Here is a 24,009-nt window from a genome sequence, read left to right as displayed (position 1 = left end):
CCCACCCACCGACACGTTCGGACAGTTCGCCGAACAACCCCCGCACGTTCACTCCCCCGACCGCCCCCACGGGCAACCTGGCGGGCATGCACATCGTCCAGCTCGCGAACTTCTACGGTCCCCGCTCGGGCGGGCTGCGCACCGCGGTCGACCAACTGGGCGCGGGCTACGTCGCCCACGGGCACGCCGTGACCCTCGTGGTCGCGGGCCGCGGACACGCGGACGAGGCTCTCGATTCGGGCGTCCGGCGGATCACCGTCCCGGGACGCAAATTCTTCAGGGTCGAGGGCTACCGCGCGGCGAGCCCGGTGCTGATCCGCCGGCTCCTCCCCCAGCTCGGCGCCGACAGCCTGGAGGTCTCGGACCGGCTCACGTTGCGCGGCATGGGCCCGTGGGCGAAGGCGCACGGCATCGGCTCGATCATGATCAGCCACGAGCGGCTGGACCGGATGATCGAGTTGGGGGCACCGTCGTCCGTCGCGACCTGGGCCTCCGACGTCGCGAACCTGGGCACGGCCCGCAGCTACGACACCGTCGTCTGCACCACGGCCTTCGCGGGCGAGGAGTTCGCGCGCGTGCAGGCGCCCAACGTCGAGACCGTGCCGCTCGGCGTCGACCTCGACACCTTCCGCCCCACGCGCGCCACGCGCACGGCCCGCGCCACCTGGTCCGACGGTGCCGACGTCCTCCTCGTGCAGTCCTGCCGGCTCTCGATGGAGAAGCATCCCGCGCGCGGGATCGAGGTCCTCCGGGCCCTGCTGGCCGACGGTGTCCCCGCCCGCCTCGTCATCGCCGGCGACGGTGCGATGGCCGGCGAACTCCGCAGGCAGGCTCGGGGACTGCCCGTCGCTTTCACCGGGCACCTCACGGATCGCAACGCACTGGCGGACCTGCTGGCGTGCGCGGACGTCGCGATCTGCCCCGGCCCGCACGAGACCTTCGGCCTCAGCGCGATGGAGGCACTGGCCTCGGGGACACCGATCGTGGTGTCCCGCAACAGCGCACTGGCCGAGGTGGCGCGCGGCGATTGCGGCCTGCCGGCGGCCGACACCGGCGCCGCCTTCGCCGCCGCCGTCCGCACCGTCCTCGCGCGGGGCGACTACGCCGAGACCGCGCGGGCGCGCGCGGAGCAGTACACCTGGGACCGGGCGGTCGAGACGATGCTCAGCCTGCACCGTTCGACGGCGGACCGTCGGCGGTTCCTGCGGACCACGTCCGCACCGAATCCCACAGCCCTGCTTCGGCGGTCGCTGATACCGGTAGCCCCGCCTCGAACAGGTCCGCAACGGCGCGCATGGCCTCCGGAAGCATCATCGCCGGATTCTCTCGAGCGAGCGCGCTGACCGCACCGATCATCGCGCCGACGGCGGCGCGCACCGCGAGCGGATCCGCCGGTCCGGTCACGTTGTCGAGGACCGCGCGCACGAGCGCCTCCTCGGTGGCCTCGACGTCACGCGCCTGCGCGGCACGCAGTTTCGGCGAGGAGTAGAGCAAGCGACCGCGCTCCATCTCGATCTCGCGCTCGTCCGGGTCGAGGGCCTCGAACTCGTCTGCACCACCGCGCAGGATCTGCGCGGGTAGATTCTCGCCCGGGTCGATCGGCGGGACGTCCGCGAGCAGGATCGCGTCGTAGTCGTCCTCGAGGATCAGCGCGTCCTTGGTCGCGAAGTACCGGAAGAAGGTGGCCTGCGAGACCTCCGCAGCCTCCGCGATCTGCGCCACCGTCGTCTCCTCGAAGCCCTGCTCGCGGAACAACTCGTAGGCCACTCTGCGCAGCGTCACGCGGGTGCGGAGCTTCTTGCGCTCACGCAGTCCGAGGGACGCCGTCACGCTCTTGCTCGTCCTCGTCGGCCTGCTCATGGGCCGATTGTGCCGGAATCAGCAGGCACAGTGCCACCAGAACCACGCAGACGGCACTCGCGACCAGTCCGGACGCGGCGAGTCCGTGCTCGTAGGCGGCGACGATGCCGCTCACCGCGTCGGGCGCCGCGGCACGCGCCACGGCGGTGCCCGCCACCACGCCGTCCTCCGCCACGGCGCGCACCGCCCGAGGCATATCCACGGTGCCGAGCCGCTGCAGGTACGCGGTCGAAACGACCGACCCCAGAACGGCGACGCCGAGCGCGCTCGCGATCTGCCGCAAGGATTGCAGCAGCGCCGATCCCGAGCCCGCGTCGGAATCGTGCAGGTCGAGCGTCGCGAGCGACATCGCGAGCGGGATCAGGCCGCCGAGCCCGAGCCCCAGCAGGACCGACATCACCGCGTACACGCCGTAGCCGCCGCTCGCCGCCGTCGCCTGGACCACGCAGGCGGCCAGCAGCAACAGGCACGCGCCGGCCGCGACGGTACGCCGACCGAGGGCCCGGACCGCGGGCTCACCGATCCGTGTGGCGACGATGAGCGCGCCGATGATGGGGAGCATCCGCAGTCCCACACCCAATGCATCGGCGCCGAAGGCCGCCGAGAACTCCTGGGAGAACTGGAAGGTGGCCCCCGCCAGCACCATCATGGACATCGCCGCCAGGATCGTGCCCGCGCGGAATCCCGGACGGCGCAGCAGGTCGAGGCGCACCAGCGGATACGCGACGCGCAGTTCGCGCACGACGAATGCCACCAGGAACGCCGCGGCGACGCCGAGCCACGCCAGGAACGCCGCCGATGTCCAGCCGCTGCGCCCGGCGTCGGTGAAGGCGTAGACGAGCGCACCGAAGCCCACGATCGACAGCAGCGAACCCGGCACATCGAACCGCGCGCCCGTGGCGACGCCGCGCGAATCGGGGATCATCCGCCACACTGCGATCGCGCCGATCATTGCGATCGGGACGTTGATCAAGAACACCGATCCCCACCAGAAATGCTGCAGCAGAACACCTCCGACGATCGGCCCCAGCGGCATTCCCAACGCCGACGAGGCCATCCAGATCCCCATGGCGCGCTGTCGCTCGCCCGGCTCGGGGAACAAGCCCGGCAGCACCGCCATCGACAGCGGGGTCGCGGCCGCGGCACAGAGGCCGAGCAGGGCGCGCCCGGCGATGAGCATGCCCGGCCCCGTACTCACGGCGCACAGCGCCGAGGCGGCACCGAAGCCGAGCAGTGAGAGCGCCAGGAGTCGACTGCGTCCCCACCTGTCACCGAGGGCGCCGAGAGGGATCATGAAGGCACCCAGGACCAGCGGATACACAGTGGTGATCCACTGCAGCTGATTCGTGGTCGCACCGAGCTCGGTACTCAGCGACGGCAAGGCGACCATGAGCACCATCGTGTCCAGACCGATGACGAGCATGGCGAGCGAGAGCACTCCGAGCGCCCGCCAGGACGACCGGGTGGCGGTGATGGACATGACGAAACCTCCAGATCGAGAGTAACTCTTATTTGAGAGTGACTCTCAGAACCTGGTTTGTCAATGCCCTGTCGTCAGCGGAGGCGGTCCCCCGACTCCGCGTGGAAGAACAGCGCCTGATCCGCGGCGGGGAGCAGCCCCGTCTCCTCGCCCGCGCGCAGCGTCGTCGAGCGGTCGACCCGGGCCACCACGGGCTTGTCCTGCCCGTCCACGTTCACGTAGACGAGAGCCTCGGCGCCGAGCTCCTCCACCAGGGCGACGGCGCCCTCGGCCGCCCCCGGCGTGCCGGGCGCGACCACCTCGAGTCCCTCGGGCCGCAGCCCGACGGTCACCGTCGAACCGGATTCGACGGTGCGCGGAACCGGCACCACGGCGCCGGCGAGGTCGGCGCCGGCGTCGGAGCGGGGCACCGTCAGGAGATTCATCCCCGGCGAGCCGAGGAAGCCCGCCACGAAGGTGTTGACCGGATCGTCGTAGAGCTCGCGCGGGGGCGCGACCTGCTGCAGCAGACCGTCTTTGAGCACGGCGACGCGGTCGCCCATCGTCATGGCCTCCACCTGGTCGTGCGTCACGTACAGCGTGGTGACGCCGAGCCGGCGCTGCAGCGCGGAGATCTGCGAGCGGGTCGAGACGCGCAGGCGCGCATCGAGGTTCGACAGCGGCTCGTCCATCGCGAACACCTTGGGGTGCCGGACGATGGCGCGGCCCATCGCCACCCGCTGGCGCTGCCCGCCCGAGAGCCGCGCGGGCTTCCGGTCGAGCAGCGGCTCCAGCTCGAGCATGGCGGCGGCCTCCGCCACGCGCTTGGCCGTGTCCTCCTTGGACACACCGGCATTGCGCAGCGCGAAGCCCATGTTCCCCGCCACCGTCATGTTCGGGTACAGGGCGTAGTTCTGGAACACCATGGCCACGTCGCGCTTCTTCGGCGACACCGCCGTCACGTCGACGTCGTCGATGAGGATGCGGCCGTCCGTGACCGCCTCCAGGCCCGCGAGGGCCCGCAGACTGGTCGACTTGCCGCAGCCCGACGGGCCGACGAGCACGACGAACTCACCGTCGGCGATGTCCAGGTCGAGCGAGCTGACCGACGGCCGCTCGGCGCCCGGGTACTGGACGGTCGCACCGTCGAAACGCACCGTTGCCATGGTGTTCCTGTCACTCCTAGTTCGTACGAAACCGACTGCGCCGGAATCTACTTCGGCAGCTTGGGCTTGATCTGCGAGTCGATCTTGCCCTGGATGGTCTTCTGCAGCGCACCGAGCACGGCCGCGGCGTCGCCGCCGGTCGCGATCTGCTGCAGGGCCTGCCCGATGTCGCGGCCGCCGCCCGGCACGAAGACGCGGGCGTTGTCCTGGACGCGGGTCAGCGGCAGCTGCTTGACCGCGGTGCCGTAGTTCGGGTTCTTCTCGATGAAGGCCTTCATCGTGGGCTCGTCGACGGCGGCCTTTCGGACCGGCATGTAGCCCGTGCCCTGCGAGAACTTCGCTGTGTTGGCCGTATTGGTGAGGAACTCGATGAACTTCACGGCGGCGGCCTTGCGCTCGGCGGAGATCCCCTCCGCCACGGCGACACCCGCGCCGCCCGTCGGGCAGGACTTGCCGGCGGGGCCCGGCAGGAAGGCCGTGCCCAATTCGAACTTGGCGGTGGTGCTGATGGTCTTGAGCGAGCCCGTGGACTGCAGGGTCACGGCGGCCAGGCCGGCGCCGAAATCGTTCTCCGGCTTGCTGGTCAGCCGGCCCCACTTGCCGATGACCTCCTTGAGCTGGTTCGCCGCGGCGATCGACTCGGGGGTGGTGAACTTCAGGTCCCAGCCATCGGAGTAGGCGCCGCCCTTGGACCAGTTCCAGCCCTCGAAGACCCAGTCGATGTAGTTCGCCGAGTCGGCGAGCACGATGGCCTTCTTGTCGCCGCCGATCGCGTCCTGGATGCGCGGGGCCCACTGCACGAACTCGTCCCAGTCCTTGGGGCCGCGGTCCTCGAGGCCGGCCTTCTTCCAGACGTCCTTGTTGTAGTAGAACAGCGGTGTCGACCGGGCGTACGGCACGGCGTAGTGCTTGCCGTCGAACTTCGTGTCTGCCAGCAGCGAATCGACGTACTCCTCGGGCTTGAGGCCGGCGCCGGCGAACAGCTCGTCCAGCGGCGCGATCTGCTTGTTGAGCGCGAAGTTGAACCAGGTCACGTCGGAGACGACGATGACATCGGGCTTGGCGCCGCCCGAAAGCGAGGTCTGGAACTTCTGCGCGACTTCCTCGTAGTCCTTGCCGCCGTCGAGCAACTCCACCTTGATGCCGGGGTTCGCCTTCTGGAAGGCGTCGATCAGCTCCTGCTCCACGGCCTTCGAACTGCCGGGATGGTTGGTGAGGAAGCGCAGCGTGATGTCGCCGCCGCTGCCCCCGCCGGAGTTCGACGAGCCGCCGCCGGAACCGGATCCCGCGCACGCCGCGGCGACGGCCGCGGTGGCGGCGAGTCCGGTCGCGAGGAAGCCGCGCCTGGTGAAGTCGACCATGAGTTTCTCCCTTGGTGTTTCGTATTCGGTGGTGGTCCCGGTCAGCCCTTGACGGCGCCGGACGTGAGGCCCTTGATCATCTGCCGTTGCAGGATCAGGAAGACGACGAGCATGGGTAGCGCGGTGAGCAGCGTGGCGGCCATGACCGGCCCCCAGTTCACGCCCTGCTCGGTGTTCTGCAGCAGGGTCAGGCCGACAGGCAGCGGCGCCACCGCGGCGTTGTCGGACATGAGGAACGGCCAGAGGTACTCGTTCCACTCGTTCACCAGGGTGATCACCGCGAAGGCCACCATCGTGGGGATCGAGATCGGCAGGATCACCCGGAACAGCAGCCGCAGGTGGCCGGCCCCGTCCATCCGCGCGGCCTCGACGATCTCCTTGGGCAGGGAGAGGAAGTGGTTGCGCATGAGGAAGGTGCCGAAGGCCACGCCGGCGAGCGGCACGATGATGCCGAAGAAGGTGTTCTTGTAGTCCGCCATGAGCGCGAAGTTCGAGATCACCGTGATCTGGTTGGGCACCATGAGCGCCGCGATGATCACCACGAACAGGACCTTCTTGAACGGGAAGCGCAGGAACACCAGCGCGTAGGCGCTGCTCACGCCGAGCACGAACTTGATCGAACTGGTGACCAGCGTGATGATCGCCGAGTTCCGCAGGTACTGCCAGTACGGGATCTCCTGCGTGACATAGCTGTAGTTGCCCGGGTACCACGTCGGCGGCCACCAGGTGGCGGGCGAAACGAAGATGTCCGGCCGGTCCTTGAACGAGGTGATGACGATGAAGTACACCGGCACCGCCACCAGCAGCAGCGTGGCCAGCATGCCGAGGTAGCCGACGATCTTCATCCCGACGCTGCCCGTCGGTCCGGACTTGAGCAGGCTGCTCACTTGTCGTCCCCCCGGTCCATCATCCGCACCTGCACCACGGTCACGATCAGCAGTACGAGGAACATGATCGTGGCGATGGTCGCGCCGTAGCCGGCGCGCTGGTTGCGGAAGGTCTGCCAGTAGATGTCGAACACCATGGTCGTGGTGCCGCTCTGCGGCCCACCGTCGGGGAACATGATGTTGAGGATGTCGAAGACCTGAAGGCTGTTGAGCAGCACCGTGATCGATAGGAAGTAGGTGGCGGGCCGCAGCTGCGGCAGCGTGACCCGCCAGAACTTGCGCCAGGCGGGCGTCCCGTCGATCGCCGCGGCCTCGTCGAGATCCTTGTTGAGCCCCTGCAGCGCGGCGAGGTAGATGACGAAGGTGTAGCCCAGGTTCTTCCAGATGTAGGTGAACGTCACCAGGAACAGCGCCCAACCGGGACTCTGGTAGAAGTCCGGGCTCTCGATGCCGAACCAGCCGAGGATCGACGCCACCGCGCCGAACTGCGGGTTGAAAACGAAGTAGAAGGCGGCGCCGATCGCGGCGCCCGAGATCACGAAGGGCGCGAACACCGCGGAACGGACCAGGTTGCGGCCCTTGAGGTTCTGGTCCAGCAACATCGCCAGGGCCAGGCCCAGCACCATCGAGAACACCACCGCGCTCACGGTGAAGATCAGCGTGACGGTGACGACCTGCCAGCTCTCCGCCTTGGTGAAGAACTCCCGATAGTTGTCCAGGCCGATCCACTTCGCGGGCTCGGAGCTCGCGAGCGACCAGTCGTGGAAGCTCAGCCGCACGTTGTCGATCAGTGGGCGATACGTGAAAACGGCGAGCAGCACCAGATTGGGCACCACGAACAACAGGAACAGCAGGTTGTCCTTGGGTACCAGGTCGGCGGCCAGCCCCCTCTTGGGTGATGGCTCCACCCGTTCCGTCGTGGCGGTCACTGCCGTAGCGTGCTGCACTTCCCCGTCCGGCGGACGAAAACCGAGAAAAGATTCGGTAACGAATTCATGATCGCACGGGGCGGGGGGGCCACCTGCGGCATGACAGATGTCATCGGGAACCGGTGACAACCAGCGGGAATCCTCTGACTGCGCGCACTACTGACGCGGCCCGAACCCGGCGAGGGTTGATCACATGAACGCCAACGACCTGCACACCGCCCACCGTCCGGAACACCGTCCGGCACCGTCGACCTCCGGTCTGCACGACCTGTTCGTCGACTCGTGCCGGCTCGGCCCCGCTCCTACCCGCGCCCGGGAGGGGGCGGTGATCATCGCCACCGTCGTGCTCATCGCGCTCGTCGTGGTCCTGCTGCAGCCCCCGCTGCTGCTCGCCGCGATCGTCACCGGCGTCGTCGCCGTGCACCTCGCCGTGCGCTGGGTCCTCGGCACCCGGAAGTGGGGCCGCTCGTGACCGCGGGCGAGGCGAGCACCGCCACCGTCGACCCCGTCATCGCGGCCATGGGCCTGCGCCGGACCTACGGCTCCGGCGCGGACGCCTTCGAGGCCGTCCGCGGCATCGACCTCGACATCCGCGCCGGCGAGGTCTTCGCCCTGCTCGGGACCAACGGCGCCGGCAAGACCTCCACCCTGGACCTGCTCGAGGGCCTCGCGGAGCCGAGCGGCGGCGAGCTCGCCGTCTTCGGACTCGACCCCCGCCGGGACCGGCGCCGCGTGCGGCCGCTCACCGGCATCATGCTGCAGTCCGGCGGCCTGCCCGGCGAGCTCACGGTCCGCGAAACGCTCGAGATGTGGCGCGGCACCTGCAGCAACCCGACCACCGCCGACGCCGTCCTCGAGCGCGTCCGCCTCACCGACCGCGCGGACGTGCGGGTGCGCGCGCTGTCGGGCGGCGAGCAGCGGCGCGTGGACCTCGCGTGCGCCCTCATCGGACAGCCGCGCCTGCTGTTCCTCGACGAGCCGACCACCGGACTCGATCCCGAGAGCCGCCGCGCCACCTGGCAGCTCCTCGCCGAGCTCAAGCGCGACGGCGTCACGATGGTCCTGACCACGCATTACCTCGACGAGGCCGAGGCGCTCGCCGACCGGATCGCGATCATGCACCGCGGCACCGTCGCGCGGCTCGGCACGCTCCGCGAGATCGTCGAGGGCCACCCCGCGGAGATCGTCCTCGACGATCCCGCCGTGCCCCTGCCCGCCCTCAGTGCCGCCTGGAACCAGGCGCCCGACGGTGCCGGCCGCGTCGCCCTACGCACCCACCGTCTCCAGGACGACCTGCACACCCTTCTCGACTGGGCCGCCGACCGCGGCCTCACGCTGTCCGGACTGCAGGCCCGTCACCCCTCCCTCGAGTCCGTCTTCCTCGCCATCGCGACCGAGGACGACGCGACCCACTCCCCCGAGCCGATCGGAGCGCGAGCATGACCACGGCCACCGCCCAGACCCGCCCCGGAGTCGGCTACGGCAGGCACCCGCTGCGCGCCCTCGCGCACGCCGAGTACCTGCAGTTCCGCCGCAACAAGACCCTGCTGTTCATGGGGACCGTCTTCCCCGTCGGGACCCCCTTGTTGCTGTTCTTCGTCGCCCGCGGCGACCAGGCGCCCAAGCCGGTGGGCGTGGCGACCACGATCGAGATGTTCGCGGTGTTCGCGCTGCTGTTCGTGCAGTACTACTCGGTGCTGTCGATGGTCACCACGCGCCGCTCGGAGGGCGTGCTCAAGCGGCTGCGCACGGGCGAGTCCTCGGACCTGCAGATCCTCACCGCCCCCGGTATCCCGGGCATCGGCCTCACCCTGGTCGGCGCGGCGATCGTGTGCGCCGCCGTCTACGGCGCCGGCGGGCCAGTCCCGGTGAACGCACTGCTCATGGTGTTCGCGCTCGCCGTCGGCCTGGTGATCTTCACCCTGCTGGCGCTGGCGACCAGCGCGGTCACCAAGAACGCCGAGGCCGCCCAGATCACCTCGATGCCGGTGATGATCGTGGCGATGGCGGGCATGGCGAACATCCGGCAGATCCTCCCGGAACGCCTGGCCCTGGTCGCCGACTGGACGCCCTTCGCCGCCGTCTCCGACCTCATCCGGCTCGGGCAGGCGGGCATCGCGCCCGGCATGTCCGACGACGCCGCGCCGCTCGGCTTCGCCGCCACCTTCGGCGAGACCGGCCGCCCACTTGCGACACTGGCGGTATGGACCGTGATCGCGCTCGTGATGGCCAAGCGCTGGTTCCGCTGGGACGATCGCGGGTGATCCCCGCCCGCTTCGGGAAGAGCCTCGACTGGTGGCACGCGAAGTCCAGCGCCGACAAGTTCCGGCTGTACACCCGCGCGGTGCTGCAGATCGTGATGATCACCTTCGTGGTCATGATGGCCACGTCGGGCACCACGCTCTGGCCGGTGATCGGCATCGTCGTCGCAGGTCTCGCGTCCATCGCGGGGATCGAGGCACAACCCGACCTGTCCATCCGCGCCACCGACCGCCAGCGTCGTATCGCGTGGCGGTTCGCGCTCGCCGGCCTCGGCGCGGTGTGGTCAGCCGGCGTCGTCGGCGCGCAGATCGCACCGCACATCGGCGCCGATCCCGCCGGCTCGCGGGTCATGTGCTCGGTCGCGTACGCGATGGCGACCTGCGCGGTGCTGCCCTTCGTCCGGCACCGATGGGCCCTCCTGCTGGTCGCCGCGGCGGCCACGGCCCTGCTCCTGCGCCCCACGAACGCTCCGGCCTTCTTCGCGCTGTTGCTCGCCATCGGCGTGCTGTTGATGTGGACCTCGCGCACCACGGTCTGGAGCCTGCAGATCCTCACCGAATTGGAGGAGGGCAAACGGGCGGCCGCGGAACTCGAGGTCGCCGAGGAACGACTGCGCTTCTCCCGCGACCTGCACGACGTCGTCGGGCGGGCCTTCTCGGCGGTCGCGGTCAAGAGCGAGCTGGCCGCGACCCTCGCCCGCGCGGGGGCCGTCGACCGCGCGGTCGCCGAGATGGACGAGGTGAAGGCGCTGGCCGTCTCGTCGATGGAGGACACCCGCTCCCTGGTTCGCGGCTACCGCGGGATCGACCTCGGCACCGAGGTCGCGGGCGCGCGCTCGCTGCTGTCCGCGGCCGGCTGCGAGCTCCGGGTCATCGGCACCCCCGACGACGTCCCCACCGACCTCCACGAGGCCGCCGCGTGGGTCGTCCGCGAGGGCGTCACCAACATCGTCAAGCACTCCGCTGCGGGCCAGGCCGTGCTCACGCTGAGCCCGTCGGGCCTGGTCCTGCGCAACGACGGGGTGCTGCGTCCCGAACGGGACGAGGGCGCACGAGCCGCCTCGCGAACGGAGCCACTGGACGGGGCCCGCGCGGCACCAGGATCGGTGGAGGGCTCGGGCCTGGACGGCCTGCAGGGCAGGCTCCGGGCCGTGGGCGCGGGCCTCGACGGTGCCCGCGAGGGCGAGGAGTTCGTCCTGACCGCGACCTGGGAGGAAGCATGACGATCGAGGTGATGCTCGCCGACGACGAGCACCTGATCCGGACCGCGGTGGCCGCGCTGCTCGACCTGGAGCCCGACATCACGGTCGCGGCCGAGGCGGCGTCGGGCACCGAGCTGATCGCGCTGTGGGAGCGGCGCGCCGCGGAGGGCCTGCCGTCCGCCGTCGCGGTGATCGACCTGCAGATGCCCGGCCCCGACGGCATCGACACCGCCGCCGAACTGCTGCGCCGCACCCCGGGCGCCGCGACCCTCATCGTGACGAGCCACGGCCGGCCCGGCTACCTCAAGCGCGCGCTCGCGACGGGCGTGCGCGGCTTCCTCCCCAAGACCGCACCGGCCGCGACGCTGGCGCAGGTCATCCGCACCGTCCATGCCGGCGGACGGTACGTCGACCCCGAGTTGGCCGCCGACGCGATCAGCGCGGGCGACTCGCCGCTCACGCCCCGGGAGGCCGACGTGCTCGAGTTCGCCATCGACGGTGCCTCGGTCGACGAGATCGCGCGGCGCGCGCACCTGAGTCCGGGCACGACCCGCAACTACCTCTCCTCGGCGATGGCGAAGCTGGGCGTCGCGAACCGGTACGAGGCGGCCGTGCGGGCCCGGGAACTGGGCTGGATACTGTGACCGTCGTCGCAGTACCGACCCGTTCAGGCGTTATGTGCGCCACAGATCGGTGAATGCCGGACCCGACCTGGCGGTTCTGCGTAACGTCCTCGTGGTTCTCGGCGATGAAAGGGACCATGCAGCGCGAATTGACCCAGATCGAGCTCCTCCAGGAGCTCTCCGGGGTGGCTGAGCAGAACGTGAACCGCCACCTGTCCATGACCAGGGACTGGAACCCGCACGACTACGTGCCGTGGGACGAGGGCCGCAACTTCTCCGCCCTCGGCGGCGCGGACTGGGATCCGGCGCAGTCGCAGCTCTCGGACGTGGCACGCGCGGCGATGATCACCAACCTGCTCACCGAGGACAATCTCCCCAGCTACCACCGGGAGATCGCGGACAACTTCTCCATGGACCACGCCTGGGGCCACTGGGTGGGCCGGTGGACCGCCGAGGAGAACCGCCACGGCATCGCGATGCGCGACTACCTGCTGGTCACCCGCGCCGTCGATCCGGTCAAGCTCGAGGAGTTCCGGATGACCCACATGGGCAACGGCGCCACCTCCGAGGGGCACACCGGCGCGGAGCTCGGCGACCGCAGCATCCTGCACCTCGTCTCGTACGTGACCTTCCAGGAGCTGGCCACCCGCGTCAGCCACCGCAACACCGGCAAGGCCTGCAACGATCCGACCGCGGACAAGTTGCTCCAGCGCATCGCGGCCGACGAGAACCTGCACATGATCTTCTACCGCAACATCTGCGGCGCGGCCCTCGACCTGGCCCCCGACCAGGCCCTGCGCGCCATCGCCGACATCGTCACCGGCTTCCAGATGCCCGGCCTCGGCATGCCCGACTTCCGCCGCAACGGCGTGCTCATGGCCAAGCACGGCATCTACGACCTGCGCCAGCACCGCGACGAGGTCGTCATGCCCGTGCTGCGCAAGTGGAAGATCTTCGAGCGCGAGGACTTCGGCGCTGTGGGCGAGCAGGCCCGCGACGAGCTGGCGGTGTTCCTGGCCGACCTGGAGGTCCAGGCCGCGAAGTTCGAGGAGATGCGCGACCGCTCGCTGGCCCGCGAGGCCGCGCGTCGCGAGCGCACCGGGCTGGCCGTCTGAGCGCGGTCCGCCCCAAAACCGCTGGACGAAACCGTCACTTTCACACTGAGGACATTGAGTCCGCGGTCCGAAGTGCGTAGACTCCCGGGGTAATCTGGAATTGATCCAAACGTCGAAAGAGGAATGATGTCGACCCGCCAACTCACCCAGCTCGAGCTTCTGCAGGAGCTCTCTGGCGTCGCCGAGGACAACGTCAACCGCCATCTCTCGATGACGAAGGACTGGAGCCCCCACGAGTACATCCCGTGGTCGGACGGCAAGAACTACGCCGCGCTCGGTGGTCACGACTACGACCCCGAGGAGAGCCAGCTCGACGAGGTCGCCAAGGCCGCGATGATCACCAACCTCCTCACGGAGGACAACCTCCCCACGTACCACCGGGAGATCGCCGCGAACTTCTCCATGGACGACGCCTGGGGCCACTGGGTGGGCCGCTGGACCTCGGAGGAGAACCGGCACGGCATCGCGATGCGCGACTACCTCGTGGTGACCCGCGGTGTCGACCCGGTCAAGCTCGAGCAGGCCCGCATGATCCACATGACCAACGGGTGGGACCCGCAGGGCAAGGTGGCTCAGCACACCGAGCAGAAGATGACGATGCTGCACTCCGTGGCGTACGTGACCTTCCAGGAGCTCGCCACCCGCGTCAGCCACCGCAACACCGGCAAGGTCTGCAAGGACCCGATCGCCGACAAGATGCTTCAGCGCATCGCGGCCGACGAGAACCTGCACATGATCTTCTACCGCAACATCTCCGCGGCGGGCCTGAACCTGGTCCCGGACCAGGCGATCCGCTCGATCACCGACACCATCAAGCACTTCGAGATGCCCGGTGCCGGTATGCCCGACTTCCGCCGCAACGGCGTGCTCATGGCCAAGCACGGCATCTACGACCTGCGCCAGCACAAGGACGAGGTCGTCATGCCCGTCCTGCGCAAGTGGAAGATCTTCGAGCGCGAGGACTTCGGCCCCGAGGGTGAGCGCACCCGCGAGGAGCTCGCGGCGTTCCTCGACGAACTCGAGGCCGCGGCCGTGAAGTTCGAGGAGATGCGCGACCGCTCGCTGGCCCGCGAGGCCGCGCGTCGCGAGAAGCAGGGTCTGGCCGTCTAGCACCGACGCTTCGGAACCCGTCGCGCCTCCCCGAGGCACGGCGGGTTCTTCTCGTTTCGTGGACCCGCGGTTTGCCGTACCCCTGCGGCGCCAGCGATCATGGAACGAGATGACCCGGGAGATTTTCTGATGACCACAGCCACCACCGCTCCGAAGCTGCGCATCGGCCGGTTCGAGCTCGACTCACCCGTCGTGCTCGCGCCGATGGCCGGTGTCACCAACGTGGCCTTCCGCAGCCTGTGCCGCGAGCTGGAGCGGGCGCGCACCGGCACCGTCGCCGGGCTGTACGTGTGCGAGATGGTCACGGCCCGGGCGCTCGTCGAGCGGCATCCGGTCACGATGCACATGACCACCTTCGCGCCCGACGAGGACCCGCGCAGCCTGCAGCTCTACACCGTCGACGCGAAGTGGACCTACGAGGCGGCGCGGATGATCGCCGAGGAGGGCCTCGCCGACCACCTCGACATGAACTTCGGCTGCCCCGTCCCCAAGGTCACCCGCCGCGGCGGCGGCTCGGCCCTGCCGTACAAGCGGAACCTGTTCGCGAGCATCGTCGACGCGGCGGTCCGCGGGATCGCCGACGGCGGCCAGGGCGGCCACATCCCCGTCACCGTCAAGTTCCGCGTGGGCATCGACGACGAGCACCACACCCACCTCGACGCCGGCCGGATCGCCGCAGAGCAGGGCGCGGTGGCCGTCGCGCTGCACGCGCGCACCGCCGCGCAGCGCTACTCGGGCCAGGCCGACTGGGACGAGATCGCCCGCCTCAAGGAGCACGTGCACCACCACTTCGGCGACACCGTCCCGGTGCTCGGCAACGGCGACATTTTCGCCGCCGAGGACGCCGTGACCATGATGGAGCGCACCGGCTGCGACGGCGTGGTCGTGGGCCGCGGCTGCCTCGGCCGCCCGTGGCTGTTCTCCGAGCTCTCCTCCGCGATCAACGGCACCCCGATGCCCGTGCCGCCGAACCTCGGCGAGGTCACCGAGATCATGTACCGGCACGGCGAGCTGCTCGCGGCGCACCACGGCGAGGACAAGGGCATGCGGGAGATCCGCAAGCACGTCGCCTGGTACCTGCGCGGATTCCCCGCCGGCGGCGAGCTGCGCACGCGCCTCGCCACCGTCAAGGCCCTGGCCGACCTGCGCGCGCTGCTCGACACCCTGGACCGGGACGTGCCCTTCCCCAAGGACGCCGAGGGCCCGCGCGGCCGGCAGGGCACGCCCGGCAAGGTGGTGCTCCCGGAGGGCTGGCTCGACGATCCGTGGGAGGCCGACGCGGCGGCGATGCCCGGCGCGGAGGCCGAGACCAGCGGCGGTTAATCGTCGTTCACCCGGCGTTCACCCAACGCTGAGGTCGCGTACGAACACGCCGATATACTGCACGCATGCGTAATGCGTACATCCAGCAGATGGCTGCCTTCAACGACATCCTCGGCGACATCTGCGACAAGTCCGGCATCGCCATGGAGAAGGCCACCAATTCGCTGCTCCAGGCCGACCTGGCGCTCGCCGAAGAGGTCATCACCGAGCACGACGAGATCGTCCGGCTCAGTCGCCGCGCCGAGGAGGAGGCCTTCTCCCTCCTCGCGTTGCAGGCCCCCGTCGCCGGTGACCTGCGGATCGTCGTCTCCGGGTTCCAGATCGTCGCCGATGTCGACCGCATGGGCGCGCTCGCCCTGCACGTCGCGAAGGTCACCCGCCGCCGCTTCCCGAACAAGACCCTCCCCGAGGAGGTCAACGGCTACTTCGCCGAGATGGGCCGCCTCGCGGTCGAGCTGGCGAACTCCGCCCGCGAGGTGCTGCTCACGCAGGACCCGAAGCAGGCCGCGGAGATCGAGGAGCAGGACGATGCGATGGACGACCTGCACCGCCACCTGTTCACCGTACTCATGGACCGCGAGTGGAAGCACGGCGTGGCCGCCGCCGTCGACGTGACGCTGCTGGGCCGCTACTACGAGCGGTTCGCCGACCACGCCGTCGAGATCGGCCGCCGCGTGATCTTCCAGGCCACCGGCAGCCCCGAGCCCACCGCCGACGTCTCGAAGTAGCTCCTAGGCCCCGACGCCGTCCTGCAGCTGCAGGATCCGGCCGCCGAGGTGGATGTCCGACCCGACGGTGAGCGGCACGGGCTGCCCGGGCGGCAGCCGCAGCGGCTGCGGCGACGCGGGCGGGCGCACCCAGGTGCCGTTCGCCGAGCCCACGTCCACGGCGAGCAGCTGCCAGCCGTCGATCCGGATCTCGAGGTGCGCGCGGGAGAGTGCCCCCGTGCGGTCCTGGAGGACGATCGGCAGGAGCCGTCCGGCACCGTCGAACGACCGGCCCGCGCGCTGCGCGACATAGGCGGCCGGGTCGCGCCCGAGCACCATGTCGTCGTCCACGACGAAGGCGGTGCCGTCGTCCGCGACGAGTAGGCCGAGCGGCGGGCGCGGGCCCGTCTCGAGCGGCGCCCGGCGGTCGACGAGGGCCCCGCACCGCGTGCAGTACGCGGCGACCGGGGAGTTCAGATGCCCGAACGCGCAGCGCCGGCCCTCGATGATCGGCCCGGTGATCACGGGCTCGGCGGGGCCCTGGACCTCCACGTCGTACTCGGTGGCCGCGAACAGCGGGCTCACGCCGGTCGGCTCCTCGTTGGTGGGGGCGTCGGCGGGGAAGACATCGGTGGAGATGTCGCCCTCGCTGGTGGTCTCCAGCGACTCGTCGGACCACAGCACCGCGCCCGCGCCGGGAACCGCGCCGCGCAGCAGGTGCAGGGCCGTGGGGCCGCACACCGGTGCCGGCGGAGGCGGGGGCCCGACGGTGACCGTCACCACCGCGCCCGGAGCCACGGGCGCCACGCGCTCGACGAACTCGGCGCCGGCGTGCAGCACGTGCTCGGGGGTCGCCGCCCCGGCCGAGGCGAAGATCGCTACGGTCAGCGTCCGCTCCTCGGGCGCCCCGGCCGTACCGCGCAGCAAGGCGCGGACCGATCCCGCTGTGCTCTCCACGACGACGAACGAGGGGCCTCCGCGGTCCCGGAGGATCGCGGCGAGGTCACCGTCGACATCGAGGGCCGCAGCGAGGTCCGCGGCCTCGGGCGTCGCGCCGAGTGCGGGCGCGTCGACCACGAGCACGGCACCGCGCACCCTGGCGACGACGCGATCGCCGGGGAGCACCGTGCTGTACTGCACGCCCGCGGCGGGCGCGTCCTGGGTCTGCGCTGTCACAGGGATAGGATACCGTCGATATCCCAGGCCGCGGCGGGTGTGTGACCCGTCAGCCGAAGCGTCCGGAGATGTAGTCCTCGGTGGCCGGCTGATCCGGGTTGGAGAACATCTTCTCTGTGGGGTTGATCTCGATGAGCTTGCCGGGCTTGCCGGTGGCCTCGAGGTTGAAGAACGCGGTCTGATCGGACACGCGCGCGGCCTGCTGCATGTTGTGGGTGACGATCACGATCGTGTACTGCTGCTTGAGCTCGCCGATGAGGTCCTCGATCGCCAGCGTCGAGATCGGGTCGAGCGCCGAGCAGGGCTCGTCCATGAGCAGCACGTCGGGGCTCACGGCGATGGCGCGGGCGATGCACAGGCGCTGCTGCTGACCGCCGGACAGGCCGCCGCCGGGCTTGTTCAGCCGGTCCTTGACCTCGTCCCAGAGATTGGCGCCGCGCAGCGAGGACTCGGCGATCTCGTCGAGCTTGCCCTTGCTACGCATGCCCTGCAGCTTGAGCCCGGCCACGACGTTGTCGCGGATCGACATGGTGGGGAACGGGTTCGGGCGCTGGAAGACCATGCCGATGGTCTTGCGGACGCCCACCGGGTCCACCCCCGTGCCGTAGATGTCAGCTCCGTCGAGAGTGATGTGCCCGTCGACGCGCGCGCCGGGGGTCACCTCGTGCATACGGTTGATCGACCGCAGCACGGTCGACTTGCCGCAGCCGGACGGTCCGATGAAGGCGGTCACGGAGTTCGGCGGGACGGTGAGGGAGACGTCCTGCACCGCGTGGAACGCGCCGTAGTAGATGTTCAGGTCCTTGATGTCGAGACGCTTGGCCATGAGTCGACTCCCTTTACTTCGTCTTCGGCGCGAGCACGCGGGACATGAGTGCGGCGAGGCCGCTCGCGATGCCCACGAGGAGCACCAGCGTGAGTGCGGCGCCCCACGCGCGGTACTCACCCACCTCGCCGGGGTTGTTGCGGATCTGGTCGTAGATGAACAGCGGCAGCGAGGACATGTTGCCGTTGAAGACGTCGTAGTTGCGGCGGTCGCTGATGCCCACCAGGAGCAGCACCGGCGCGGTCTCGCCGACCACGCGGGCGATCGCCAGGAAGACGCCGGAGACCATGCCGGAAACAGCGGTCGGCACGACGATCCGCACGATCGTCTTCCACTTCGGTACGCCGAGCGCGTAGGACGCCTCGCGCAGCTCGTTCGGGACCAGCTTGAGCATCTCCTCCGTGGAACGCACCACGACGGGGACCATGAGCAGGATGAGCGCGAGGCTCACCGCGAACGCGGACTGCGGCATCCCGATCGTGGTGATCCAGACACCGAAGATGAACAGCGTGGCCACGATCGACGGGATGCCGGCGAGCACGTCCACCATGAAGGTGGTGACCTTGCCCAGGCGGGTCCCCTCGGCGTACTCGACGAGGTAGATACCCACCATGACGCCGATCGGGACGGAGAACACCGTCGCGATCCCGGCCTGGACGAGCGTGCCGTAGATGGCGTGGCTGATGCCGCCGGCGTACGAGTCCGGCGCCACGCGCACCATCGACTTGGTCCACCACTCGGGGTGGATGATCGCCGGGAAGCCGTTGACGATCACCATGTACAGCAGCGAGATCAGCGGCACGAGGGCGAGCAGGAAGCAGCCCCCGAAGATGATCGCCGCGGCGTTGTTCTTGAGCCTCCGGACCGTGGAGGTGCGGTGGAAGACGGTGCCGCTCTTGGCGATGCTGTCGAGCGCAGGGCTGCGGTCTTCGGTGGTCATCCGTTCACCCGTCCCCCGCCGATCCAGCGCGCGATCGCGTTCACCACGAAGGTGAGCACGAACAGCACGAGGCCGGCTGCGATGTAGGCGCCGCGCTGGTCGACGTTGTCGAACTCAGCGGCGGCGGAGGCGATCTTCGACGCGAAGGTGTAGCCGCTGTCGAAGAGCGACCAGATGGAGTTCTTGGTGGCGGCGAACAGGATGATGAGCACCGCGATGGTCTCGCCGAGCGCGCGGCCCAGAGCCAGCATGGAGCCGGCGACGATGCCGGACCGGCCGTACGGGAGCACCGTCAGCCGGATGACCTCCCACTTGGTGGCGCCCAGGGCCAGCGCGGCCTCCTGCTGCGCGACCGGGGTCTGCCGCAGCGACTCCCGCGTGATCGAGGTGATGATCGGCAGGATCATGATCGCCAGCACGATGCCGGCGGTGAACACCGTCGAGCCGAGCGAGAGCTCGACGTTGCCCGTCTTGAACAGGAAGAACCAGCCGAGGTTCTCGTTGAGCCACTCCTGCAGCGGCACCAGGAAGGGCGCGAGCACGAAGATGCCCCACAGGCCGTAGATGATCGACGGGACCGCGGCCAGCAGGTCGATGACCGCGCTGAGCGGCCGGGAGAGGCGCTGCGGCACGTACTGGACCAGGAAGGTCGCGATGCCCACCGCGACGGGCACGGCGATGATCAGCGCCATCACCGAGGAGAGCACCGTGATCTTCAACAGCTCGAGGATGCCGAACCGCATGTTCGACGGGCTCGTCTGCCACTCGGAGCTGGTGAGGAAGTTGACGTGGTTCTTCGACAGTGCCGGGATCGCCTGCACCACGAGCTGCAGGAAGATCAGCGCGATGACCACGACGAGGAGCAGCCCGGACGCGTACGCGGCCCATTTGAAGGCGTTCTCCATCCGGCCACCGCTACCGGCGAAGGCCGTGGTCTCCGGCGCCTCGGCGCGCGCGGTGTCGGGCGTCGACGGTGCGCCGTCGTCACCCTTTCGCGATTCGTCCTCAGTCGCCATGTTTCCCCGATGTTCCGCCACGCGAGAGCTGTCCTTCCGGCTGGGCCGGGGGCCGTGCGCGGCTCCCGGTCGGGGAACCGCGCACGACCTCCGGTGTAGCAGGTGTCGTTACTGGATGGAGTCGATCGACTCGTTCAGTGTGGTGCGGAACGAGTCGGGGATCGGCGCGTATCCCTTGTCGGCGAGCTGATCCTGCGTGGACTTGCTCGCCGCGACCTTGAGGAAGGTCTTGAGGCCCTTGGCCAGCTCGGGATCCGAGTTCTTCGAGCACACGATCTCGTAGGTCGCCAGGACGATCGGGTAGGCGCCCGCGGTGGTCGGCTTGTAGAAGCCGGCGGTATCGAGGACGAGGTCCTTGCTGCCCGGGGTCTTGAACTTCGCGGCCGCGATGGTCTTACCCACCGACTCGGCACTGAGCGTGACGGCCTCGGGGCCGGCCGAGGTGATGATGTTGGCGATCTGCAGCTTCTGCGCCTTGGCGAAGCTCCACTCGGTGTAGGTGACGGTGCCGTCGGCCTTGTTGACTGTGGCAGCGACCTGCGAGTTGCCGCTGGCGCCCTGGCCCACGCCGCCCTTGAAGGCCTTGCCCGACTTGTCCGCTGCCCAGTCCTCGGGGGCCGCCGCGGCGAGGTACTTCTGGAAGTTCTCGGTGGTGCCCGACTCGTCGGACCGGAAGACGACGGTGATGTCCTTGTCCGGCAGGGCGGCGCCCTTGTTCTCGGCCGCGATCTCAGGGGCGTTCCACTTGGTGATCTTGCCGGTGAAGATCTTCGCCAGCGTCGGGGCCGACAGGTTCAGCGTGACACCGTCCAGCTTGTAGGCGACCGCGATCGGCCCGAAGACCAGCGGCAGGTTCAGCGCGGGCGAGCCGCACTTGTCCTCGGCCTTCTTCGCCTGGTCTGCGTTGAGGGGCGAGTCCGAGCCGGCGAAGTTGGTCAGGCCCGAGGTGAACTCGGTGATGCCCTGGCCCGAGCCGTTGCCGCTGTAGTCCACGTTGGAGCTGCTGCAGTCCTGGCCGAAGGCGTTCTTGAAGACGGTCATGGCGTTGGCCTGCGCCGTCGAGCCACTGCCCTTGAGCTGCAGCTTGCCGTCGCACTGGACACCCGCGCCGCCGGCGGAGGAGCTACCCCCGGCGCTGCTGGCCTCCTCGCTGCCGCACGCGCTCAGGGTCAGGGACAGGGCGGCCACGGCGGCAAGGGCCGTAACGGATCCACGCTTGAAATTCACCGAGATTCCTCCGGGTCGGGTCAGACTGAGCACACCGGGATGCGGGTGTCATCCAGCAACCTAGAGAGGCCGGGTGTCCGATCCGGGTGTCCCGGGTGAACGACGGGCAAACTCGCCTGGTCGAGTGGATTACCGTAGCGCGTACGCGGCGTGTCGTTCGTGTTCCGCGAAGCCCAGTGCGGCGTAGGTCCGCAGGGCCGCGGTGTTGTCGCCCTCCACGTACAGCTCGACCTCGGACAGCCCGCGGCCCGCCAGATACTGCAGCCCCACGGCCGTCAGCAGCCGCCCGAGGCCGCGCCCCTGCCCCTCCGGGGCCACCGCCACGATGTACACCTCCCCACGGGGGCTCCGCCCCCGTGAACCCCCGCTCTCCTCTCCCTCGCCCAGTCCGGCGGCCGGGTCCGCGACCTTGGTCCAGTGGAAACCGAGCAGCCGGTCCTGGTCGTCGACGGCGAGGAACAGCCCGGCAGGGTCGAACCACGCCGCCCCGGTCCGCTCGTCGATCTGCTGCTGCGTCCATCCACCTTGCTCGGGGTGCCAGGCGAAGGCCGCGTTGTTCACCGCGAGGATCGCGGCGTCGTCCTCGGAGCCGGCGTAGGTGCGCACGGTCACGCCCGGCGGGTTCGACGGTGCGGTGTCCGGTCCGGCATCATTCGGCCCGCTCGCTCCGCTCCCGGCGCCGTGCAGCCCCCTGCGGAGGTTGAGCAGGGTCCGCACGGCCGTCAGGCCGAGGTCGGCGGCCAGCGCGCGGGCGGCCGGCAGGTCGCCGTGGGCCCAGACGGTGCCGCCGTCGCCCACCAGCTCGAGCGTCCCGGTCACCAGGGCGCGGCCCAGGCCCCGTCGGCGCTGCGACGGTGCCACGACCACCTCCGCCGAGCCCGGCCCACCGGCGGGCGGGACGACGACGCCCGCGTAGCCGGCCACGGCCCCGTCGGGCCCTGCGGCCAGCAGGTGCGGGCCCGCGTCGGTGACGCCGAGCCGGAACTGCTCCGACAGGGCGCCGATCCCGTCGGATCGCTCCGCCTCCGCGGCGATCGCCAGTACTGCCGCCGCGTCGGCGACCGGTCCGCGCACCGTCTCGACCATCAGGCCCCCTCGAGATCCTCGTCCGTCGGTTCCATGTCCTCTGAATCGTCGAGGGCGGGGCGCTCCGTCTTACCTCGGACGGGCCGCACCGCCTTGTAGCCCACGTTACGGACGGTGCCGATCATGCCCTCGTGCTCGGCGCCGAGTTTGGCGCGCAGGCGCCGGACGTGCACGTCGACGGTGCGGGTGCCGCCGAAGAAGTCGTAGCCCCACACCTCCTGCAGCAGCTGGGCGCGCGTGAACACGCGACCGACGTTCTGCGCCAAGAACTTCAGGAGTTCGAACTCCTTGTAAGTGAGGTCGAGCGGCTTGCCGCGGAGCCGGGCGGTGTAGGTGCCCTCGTCGATGAGCAGCTCGCCCAGCGTGATCTTGTCGGCGACCTCGTCCTCGGCGTCCGCGCCGCGCCGCGCCACCACCAGCCGGAGCCGGGCGTCGATCTCGGCCGGGCCGATGCCGGGCAGCAGGAAGTCGTCGAGGCCCCAATCGGCACTGGCCGCCACGAGCCCGCCCTCGGTGAGCACCGCGACCACCGCGACCGCGCCGCCTCCGGTCGTGCCGAGCAGGCGGCAGAGCCCGCGTGCGGTGACCAGATCGGTCCGGGCGTCGACGAGTGCCACATCGGCGGAGCCGACCTCGAGGAGCGAGGAGACGTCCGCGGGCAGCGCCCGGACGGTGTGCGGCAGCAGAGACAGGGAGGGCAGCACCGTGTCCGGTTCCCGGTCGGACGTGAACAGGATGAGATCCACATGCCCTCCCCGGTGCGCGGCGGTCTGATTGGAATGAACGAATGTCACAATAGCGGTGGTCAGAGCGTCGTGCGTAGCGGCGCCGGTGCGAATGAGAGGGAGCGGGCGTGACGCAGGGGCAGGGACGGGCGTGGATCCGGCGCATTCTGGTCGTCGGTGCGATGCTCCTCACACTCGCGTTCCTCGCCGAGGTCGGCACCGCCGCGACCGCCGAGTACCGGCTCTCCCGGGAGTTACGGGCCGCAGCCGGCCTGGCGGATGATCCGGAGGTCACCGTCGGCGGATTCCCGTATCTGACGTCGGGCGGGAGGCATTCCAAGCTCACCATCGCGGTCCCGGCGGAGATCGACGGACGCAATGCGCGCCTCGAGGCCGAGTTCGCGGACGTGACGATCCCCGGCGGCCTCCTGCCGACGTTCACGCCGGACACGCCGATCCGGGCCGGGCACGTGGAATCGCGGGTGCGACTCGACCAGAAGACGGTGGGCCGGTACATGGACATCGTCGACCTGCAGGTGCACACCCCCGCCCCGAAGCGGCCCGGAGCGGGCAGCCCCGCCGACGGCTACGTCAAGGCCTCGAAGGGAATCGTGCTCACCGGCACCGTGCCCCTGCCCACCTCTGCGGATCCGAAGCGGACGGTGCTGATCTCGGTGGCGGCGGACTTCTCCGCCATCGGCGACGCGATCGCGGTGCGGGCCACGGGGATCTACACGGGCCCCGAGGACCACGCGAAGGCCGACCTGCTGCCGGGCGAGGAGCCGACGGTGCTCGCCCGCTTCACCCACACCCTGCCCGCGATGGCCCTGCCCTTCGGCGTCCGGCCCACGGGCGCGCGGGGCGAGAACGCCGATGTGGTGCTGCTCGGCGAGGCCGACGGTGTCACCGTGACGCCCGGCGCCTTCCACCGATCCCTCCCGTAGACCCTCCCGTGACGCGCGGCCGCGGCTTCGGTATTCTGGGCCCCATGCGCAACCGCTGTGAGCTGC

Annotated in this window: 23 protein-coding genes and 1 pseudogene; 11 read left to right on the top strand and 13 right to left on the bottom strand. The window is 69.9% G+C overall.

Going from position 1 to position 24,009, the window contains the following annotated elements; translation table 11 throughout:
* The first annotated feature begins 86 nt into the window (after window positions 1-86).
* On the top strand, window positions 87-1,343 hold the full coding sequence (locus AXK61_RS25680) for a glycosyltransferase (RefSeq protein WP_068745227.1): 1,257 nt from the start codon (window positions 87-89) through the stop codon (window positions 1,341-1,343).
* On the opposite strand, the pseudogene AXK61_RS24340 reads toward AXK61_RS25680, so the two are convergent.
* The 6 genes and pseudogenes from AXK61_RS24340 to AXK61_RS10715 form a co-directional block, all read right to left on the bottom strand.
* Window positions 1,318-1,860: pseudogene (locus AXK61_RS24340) on the bottom strand (TetR family transcriptional regulator); the annotation flags it as partial. The gene AXK61_RS25680 and the pseudogene AXK61_RS24340 sit on opposite strands and share 26 nt — an antisense overlap.
* Entirely contained in the window at window positions 1,805-3,340 is a 1,536-nt protein-coding gene (locus tag AXK61_RS10735) for an MFS transporter (RefSeq protein ID WP_068745225.1), read from the bottom strand. The pseudogene AXK61_RS24340 and the gene AXK61_RS10735, both read right to left, overlap by 56 nt.
* A 74-nt stretch (window positions 3,341-3,414) precedes the next feature.
* Complete coding sequence (locus tag AXK61_RS10730; RefSeq protein WP_068745223.1) at window positions 3,415-4,485, bottom strand: ABC transporter ATP-binding protein; 1,071 nt, start codon at window positions 4,483-4,485, stop codon at window positions 3,415-3,417.
* A 47-nt stretch (window positions 4,486-4,532) separates the two neighbouring features.
* A complete protein-coding gene (locus AXK61_RS10725; RefSeq protein WP_068745220.1) occupies window positions 4,533-5,846 on the bottom strand; it encodes an ABC transporter substrate-binding protein in 1,314 nt (437 codons plus the stop codon).
* Window positions 5,847-5,887: 41 nt separating this feature from the next.
* A complete protein-coding gene (locus tag AXK61_RS10720) occupies window positions 5,888-6,691 on the bottom strand; it encodes a carbohydrate ABC transporter permease (protein WP_156485632.1) in 804 nt (267 codons plus the stop codon).
* Window positions 6,692-6,729: 38 nt separating this feature from the next.
* Window positions 6,730-7,662: a carbohydrate ABC transporter permease gene (locus AXK61_RS10715; RefSeq protein WP_082789298.1), complete on the bottom strand. Its 933-nt coding sequence runs from the start codon at window positions 7,660-7,662 to the stop codon at window positions 6,730-6,732.
* 193 nt (window positions 7,663-7,855) lie between these two features.
* Here AXK61_RS10715 and AXK61_RS10710 point away from each other — a divergent pair, with 193 nt between their 5' ends.
* From AXK61_RS10710 to phoU, 9 genes are all read left to right on the top strand, one after another.
* Window positions 7,856-8,134 (top strand): hypothetical protein, encoded by a 279-nt coding sequence (locus AXK61_RS10710; RefSeq protein WP_068745217.1) that lies wholly within the window; start codon window positions 7,856-7,858, stop codon window positions 8,132-8,134.
* Between the two features lie 47 nt (window positions 8,135-8,181).
* On the top strand, window positions 8,182-9,105 hold the full coding sequence (locus tag AXK61_RS10705) for an ABC transporter ATP-binding protein (RefSeq protein ID WP_068745297.1): 924 nt from the start codon (window positions 8,182-8,184) through the stop codon (window positions 9,103-9,105).
* Window positions 9,102-9,926 carry an ABC transporter permease gene (locus AXK61_RS10700; protein ID WP_068745216.1) on the top strand — a complete coding sequence of 275 codons (825 nt, stop codon included), beginning with the start codon at window positions 9,102-9,104 and terminating at the stop codon, window positions 9,924-9,926. The genes AXK61_RS10705 and AXK61_RS10700 overlap by 4 nt, the downstream gene beginning before the upstream one ends.
* Window positions 9,923-11,146, top strand: a complete 1,224-nt coding sequence (locus AXK61_RS10695; protein ID WP_231855504.1) for a sensor histidine kinase — start codon at window positions 9,923-9,925, stop codon at window positions 11,144-11,146. Before AXK61_RS10700 ends, AXK61_RS10695 begins: the two co-directional genes overlap by 4 nt.
* Window positions 11,143-11,769 carry a response regulator transcription factor gene (locus AXK61_RS10690; protein WP_068745213.1) on the top strand — a complete coding sequence of 209 codons (627 nt, stop codon included), beginning with the start codon at window positions 11,143-11,145 and terminating at the stop codon, window positions 11,767-11,769. The genes AXK61_RS10695 and AXK61_RS10690 overlap by 4 nt, the downstream gene beginning before the upstream one ends.
* A gap of 116 nt (window positions 11,770-11,885) precedes the next feature.
* Entirely contained in the window at window positions 11,886-12,863 is a 978-nt protein-coding gene (locus AXK61_RS10685; RefSeq protein WP_068573102.1) for an acyl-ACP desaturase, read from the top strand.
* 123 nt (window positions 12,864-12,986) lie between these two features.
* Complete coding sequence (locus AXK61_RS10680; RefSeq protein ID WP_082778091.1) at window positions 12,987-13,973, top strand: acyl-ACP desaturase; 987 nt, start codon at window positions 12,987-12,989, stop codon at window positions 13,971-13,973.
* A 129-nt stretch (window positions 13,974-14,102) separates the two neighbouring features.
* Window positions 14,103-15,296, top strand: a complete 1,194-nt coding sequence (dusB, locus tag AXK61_RS10675; RefSeq protein WP_068745211.1) for a tRNA dihydrouridine synthase DusB — start codon at window positions 14,103-14,105, stop codon at window positions 15,294-15,296.
* A 65-nt stretch (window positions 15,297-15,361) separates the two neighbouring features.
* Window positions 15,362-16,024, top strand: coding sequence for a phosphate signaling complex protein PhoU (gene phoU, locus AXK61_RS10670; RefSeq protein ID WP_068745210.1), 663 nt, complete (start codon window positions 15,362-15,364; stop codon window positions 16,022-16,024).
* Between the two features lie 3 nt (window positions 16,025-16,027).
* On the opposite strand, the gene AXK61_RS10665 is transcribed toward phoU, so the two are convergent.
* The 7 genes from AXK61_RS10665 to AXK61_RS10635 form a co-directional block, all read right to left on the bottom strand.
* Window positions 16,028-17,179 carry an FHA domain-containing protein gene (locus AXK61_RS10665; protein ID WP_068745208.1) on the bottom strand — a complete coding sequence of 384 codons (1,152 nt, stop codon included), beginning with the start codon at window positions 17,177-17,179 and terminating at the stop codon, window positions 16,028-16,030.
* 49 nt (window positions 17,180-17,228) lie between these two features.
* Window positions 17,229-18,005, bottom strand: coding sequence for a phosphate ABC transporter ATP-binding protein PstB (gene pstB / locus AXK61_RS10660; RefSeq protein ID WP_068573094.1), 777 nt, complete (start codon window positions 18,003-18,005; stop codon window positions 17,229-17,231).
* Between the two features lie 13 nt (window positions 18,006-18,018).
* Entirely contained in the window at window positions 18,019-18,945 is a 927-nt protein-coding gene (gene pstA / locus AXK61_RS10655; protein WP_068573092.1) for a phosphate ABC transporter permease PstA, read from the bottom strand.
* The gene (pstC, locus tag AXK61_RS10650) at window positions 18,942-19,961 is read right to left on the bottom strand and encodes a phosphate ABC transporter permease subunit PstC (RefSeq protein ID WP_068573090.1); all 1,020 of its coding nucleotides are present in this window, start codon (window positions 19,959-19,961) and stop codon (window positions 18,942-18,944) included. Before pstC ends, pstA begins: the two co-directional genes overlap by 4 nt.
* 108 nt (window positions 19,962-20,069) lie before the next feature.
* Window positions 20,070-21,188, bottom strand: coding sequence for a phosphate ABC transporter substrate-binding protein PstS (gene pstS, locus AXK61_RS10645; protein ID WP_414929995.1), 1,119 nt, complete (start codon window positions 21,186-21,188; stop codon window positions 20,070-20,072).
* A 129-nt stretch (window positions 21,189-21,317) separates the two neighbouring features.
* Window positions 21,318-22,274: a mycothiol synthase gene (mshD, locus tag AXK61_RS10640; protein WP_068573088.1), complete on the bottom strand. Its 957-nt coding sequence runs from the start codon at window positions 22,272-22,274 to the stop codon at window positions 21,318-21,320.
* Entirely contained in the window at window positions 22,274-23,020 is a 747-nt protein-coding gene (locus AXK61_RS10635; RefSeq protein ID WP_068573087.1) for a winged helix-turn-helix domain-containing protein, read from the bottom strand. Before AXK61_RS10635 ends, mshD begins: the two co-directional genes overlap by 1 nt.
* Before the next feature lie 107 nt (window positions 23,021-23,127).
* Between AXK61_RS10635 and AXK61_RS10630 the strand changes: the two genes are divergently transcribed.
* Window positions 23,128-23,943, top strand: a complete 816-nt coding sequence (locus AXK61_RS10630) for an LmeA family phospholipid-binding protein (protein WP_068745206.1) — start codon at window positions 23,128-23,130, stop codon at window positions 23,941-23,943.
* The last annotated feature ends 66 nt before the right edge of the window (window positions 23,944-24,009 follow it).

Origin of the sequence: Tsukamurella pseudospumae, from assembly GCF_001575205.1 — a bacterium.
Lineage (GTDB): Bacteria > Actinomycetota > Actinomycetes > Mycobacteriales > Mycobacteriaceae > Tsukamurella > Tsukamurella pseudospumae.
This window is presented reverse-complemented; position numbering and strand designations above follow the sequence as displayed.

Excerpts from the sequence above, each read along its gene's own strand:
- AXK61_RS25680 (WP_068745227.1), top strand. The coding sequence starts at position 87 with ATGCACATCGTCCAGCTCGCGAACTTCTACGGTCCCCGCTCGGGCGGG.
- AXK61_RS10735 (WP_068745225.1), bottom strand. The coding sequence starts at position 3,340 with ATGTCCATCACCGCCACCCGGTCGTCCTGGCGGGCGCTCGGAGTGCTC.
- AXK61_RS10730 (WP_068745223.1), bottom strand. The coding sequence starts at position 4,485 with ATGGCAACGGTGCGTTTCGACGGTGCGACCGTCCAGTACCCGGGCGCC.
- AXK61_RS10725 (WP_068745220.1), bottom strand. The coding sequence starts at position 5,846 with ATGGTCGACTTCACCAGGCGCGGCTTCCTCGCGACCGGACTCGCCGCC.
- AXK61_RS10720 (WP_156485632.1), bottom strand. The coding sequence starts at position 6,691 with ATGAAGATCGTCGGCTACCTCGGCATGCTGGCCACGCTGCTGCTGGTG.
- AXK61_RS10710 (WP_068745217.1), top strand. The coding sequence starts at position 7,856 with ATGAACGCCAACGACCTGCACACCGCCCACCGTCCGGAACACCGTCCG.
- AXK61_RS10705 (WP_068745297.1), top strand. The coding sequence starts at position 8,182 with ATGGGCCTGCGCCGGACCTACGGCTCCGGCGCGGACGCCTTCGAGGCC.
- AXK61_RS10700 (WP_068745216.1), top strand. The coding sequence starts at position 9,102 with ATGACCACGGCCACCGCCCAGACCCGCCCCGGAGTCGGCTACGGCAGG.
- AXK61_RS10690 (WP_068745213.1), top strand. The coding sequence starts at position 11,143 with ATGACGATCGAGGTGATGCTCGCCGACGACGAGCACCTGATCCGGACC.
- AXK61_RS10685 (WP_068573102.1), top strand. The coding sequence starts at position 11,886 with ATGCAGCGCGAATTGACCCAGATCGAGCTCCTCCAGGAGCTCTCCGGG.
- AXK61_RS10680 (WP_082778091.1), top strand. The coding sequence starts at position 12,987 with ATGATGTCGACCCGCCAACTCACCCAGCTCGAGCTTCTGCAGGAGCTC.
- dusB (WP_068745211.1), top strand. The coding sequence starts at position 14,103 with ATGACCACAGCCACCACCGCTCCGAAGCTGCGCATCGGCCGGTTCGAG.
- phoU (WP_068745210.1), top strand. The coding sequence starts at position 15,362 with ATGCGTAATGCGTACATCCAGCAGATGGCTGCCTTCAACGACATCCTC.
- pstB (WP_068573094.1), bottom strand. The coding sequence starts at position 18,005 with ATGGCCAAGCGTCTCGACATCAAGGACCTGAACATCTACTACGGCGCG.
- pstA (WP_068573092.1), bottom strand. The coding sequence starts at position 18,945 with ATGACCACCGAAGACCGCAGCCCTGCGCTCGACAGCATCGCCAAGAGC.
- pstC (WP_068573090.1), bottom strand. The coding sequence starts at position 19,961 with ATGGCGACTGAGGACGAATCGCGAAAGGGTGACGACGGCGCACCGTCG.
- mshD (WP_068573088.1), bottom strand. The coding sequence starts at position 22,274 with ATGGTCGAGACGGTGCGCGGACCGGTCGCCGACGCGGCGGCAGTACTG.